This window comes from Paenarthrobacter sp. 10N417, assembly GCF_056394745.1.
Window position 1 is genome coordinate 1 of sequence record NZ_JBFTIL010000047.1, and the last position, 3,418, is coordinate 3,418.

Sequence of the window (3,418 nt, forward strand, 5' to 3'; positions counted from 1 at the left end):
TTGTGTGTGGTGTAAGTTGTTGGCCTATTAGTACCGGTCAGCTTCACGAGTCTTTAGTCCTCGCTTCCACATCCGGCCTATCAACCCAGTGGTCTGGCTGGGGGCCTCTCACACAAATTGTGTATGGAAATCTCATCTTGAAGCGAGCTTCCCGCTTAGATGCTTTCAGCGGTTATCCCATCCGAACGTAGCTAATCAGCGATGCACTTGGCAGTACAACTGACACACCAGAGGTTCGTCCGTCCCGGTCCTCTCGTACTAAGGACAGCCCTTCTCAAATTTCCTGCGCGCGCAGCGGATAGGGACCGAACTGTCTCACGACGTTCTAAACCCAGCTCGCGTACCGCTTTAATGGGCGAACAGCCCAACCCTTGGGACCTACTCCAGCCCCAGGATGCGACGAGCCGACATCGAGGTGCCAAACCATGCCGTCGATATGGACTCTTGGGCAAGATCAGCCTGTTATCCCCGAGGTACCTTTTATCCGTTGAGCGACGGCCATTCCACAATGTACCGCCGGATCACTAGTCCCGACTTTCGTCCCTGCTTGAGATGTCTCTCTCACAGTCAAGCTCCCTTGTGCACTTACACTCGACACCTGATTGCCAACCAGGCTGAGGGAACCTTTGGGCGCCTCCGTTACTTTTTAGGAGGCAACCGCCCCAGTTAAACTACCCATCAGGCACTGTCCCTGACCCGGATCACGGGCCGAAGTTAGATGTCCAAAGTGACCAGAGTGGTATTTCAACGATGACTCCACCCGAACTGGCGTCCGGGCTTCAACGTCTCCCACCTATCCTACACAAGCCACTCCGAACACCAATACCAAACTATAGTAAAGGTCTCGGGGTCTTTCCGTCCTGCTGCGCGTAACGAGCATCTTTACTCGTACTGCAATTTCGCCGAGTTTATGGTTGAGACAGCGGGGAAGTCGTTACTCCATTCGTGCAGGTCGGAACTTACCCGACAAGGAATTTCGCTACCTTAGGATGGTTATAGTTACCACCGCCGTTTACTGGGGCTTAAATTCTCAGCTTCGCCCGYAAGGGGCTAACCGGTCCTCTTAACCTTCCAGCACCGGGCAGGAGTCAGTCCGTATACATCGTCTTGCGACTTCGCACGGACCTGTGTTTTTAGTAAACAGTCGCTTCCCCCTGGTCTCTGCGGCCCACACCCGCTCCACAGAGCAAGTCTGTATCACGGGGCAGGCCCCCCTTCTCCCGAAGTTACGGGGGCATTTTGCCGAGTTCCTTAACCATAATTCTCTCGATCGCCTTGGTATTCTCTACCTGATCACCTGTGTCGGTTTGGGGTACGGGCGGCTAAAACCTCGCGTCGATGCTTTTCTAGGCAGCATAGGATCACCGGATCCCCCCAWACGGGGGTCCCATCAGATCTCAGGATCGTGCTCGAAACACACAGGAACGGATTTGCCTATCCCTGACCCTACATCCTTGGACCGGGGCAACCATCGCCCGGCCCGGCTACCTTCCTGCGTCACACCTGTTAATACGCTTACCTCCCGGGATCAGATCCCGCGCTCGGCCAAAACCCACACACCACAAGGGTGATAGGGCAGGCTCCGGGCGGTTAGTATCCCCCGCTTGGCATGGGCGGTTTTTCGCCGGTACGGGAATATCAACCCGTTGTCCATCGACTACGCCTGTCGGCCTCGCCTTAGGTCCCGACTTACCCAGGGCAGATTAGCTTGACCCTGGAACCCTTGATCATTCGGCGGACGGGTTTCTCACCCGTCTTTCGCTACTCATGCCTGCATTCTCACTCGTGTAGGCTCCACCGCTGGTTTCCACCGCGACTTCACTGCCCACACGACGCTCCCCTACCACTCCACACCCCTGAACCACGAAGGCTAGGGCACTGTGTGAAATCCACAACTTCGGCGGTGTACTTGAGCCCCGCTACATTGTCGGCGCGGAATCACTTGACCAGTGAGCTATTACGCACTCTTTCAAGGATGGCTGCTTCTAAGCCAACCTCCTGGTTGTCTTCGCAACTCCACATCCTTTCCCACTTAGCACACGCTTAGGGGCCTTAGTTGGTGGTCTGGGCTGTTTCCCTCTCGACTATGAAGCTTATCCCCCACAGTCTCACTGCTGCGCTCTCACTTACCGGCATTCGGAGTTTGGCTGACGTCAGTAACCTTGTAGGGCCCATCGGCCATCCAGTAGCTCTACCTCCGGCAAGAAACACGCAACGCTGCACCTAAATGCATTTCGGGGAGAACCAGCTATCACGGAGTTTGATTGGCCTTTCACCCCTACCCACAGCTCATCCCCTCCATTTTCAACTGAAGTGGGTTCGGTCCTCCACGACGTCTTACCGTCGCTTCAACCTGGCCATGGGTAGATCACTCCGCTTCGGGTCTAGATCACGCCACTACACTCGCCCTGTTCAGACTCGCTTTCGCTACGGCTACCCCACACGGGTTAACCTCGCGACGTAACACTAACTCGCAGGCTCATTCTTCAAAAGGCACGCCGTCACCAGAATCAGACTGGCTCCGACGGATTGTAAGCACACGGTTTCAGGTACTGTTTCACTCCCCTCCCGGGGTACTTTTCACCTTTCCCTCACGGTACTGGTCCGCTATCGGTCATTAGGAAGTATTTAGGCTTATCAGGTGGTCCTGACAGATTCGCACGGGATTTCTCGGGCCCCGTGCTACTTGGGATCCTCTCCAGGCGGTACACAACATTACGGTTACGGGGCTCACACCCTCTCTGGCCGGCCTTTCAAGACCGTTCACCTATGCCTGCACTACACACCCCACCAGTCCGGCAGAACCAGTACGGAAAGTCCCACAACCCCGCCCATGCAACGCCCGCCGGCTATCACACATGGAAACGGTTTAGCCTGATCCGCGTTCGCTCGCCACTACTAACGGAATCACTCTTGTTTTCTCTTCCTGCGGGTACTGAGATGTTTCACTTCCCCGCGTTCCCCCCACGCACCCTATGTGTTCAGATGCGGGTCACACAATCACCTGCTGTAAGAACACACACAAGTGTGTGTTCTAGATGCTCGCGTCCACTATGTAGTTCTCAAACAACAACCCCATCAACCAGACCACCACCACCCACAAAGGGAACAGACGGTAAGTACCGGAAGCAGGAACAAAAGAAACACCAGAAGATGCCCCCCTGCATTGCTGCAAAAAGGTCCTGTTGCCTCAGGACCCAACAGTGCGCCAAACACAACCCCACCACCCACGCCCCGGCAGCGTTCCACACAACACCACACCCCCAAAARGGGCACGGGTTGCCGTACTRRCACCAGGACACAACCGGTAAAGGCCATGCCAAAGAAGTTTGATTCGTTGATGTTTCCACCCATGAGCACCCACCGCAGAACAGACGCCTGCGCAATGGGCAACACTGACAACCCGTCATCCACCCAT

At 55.5% G+C, this 3,418-nt stretch carries 1 rRNA gene; it reads right to left on the minus strand.

Annotation, left to right across the window (positions count from 1 at the left end):
- Positions 1–6: 6 nt before the first annotated feature.
- Positions 7–3,075, minus strand: a 23S ribosomal RNA gene (locus AC1DCM_RS26425).
- Positions 3,076–3,418 lie beyond the last annotated feature (343 nt).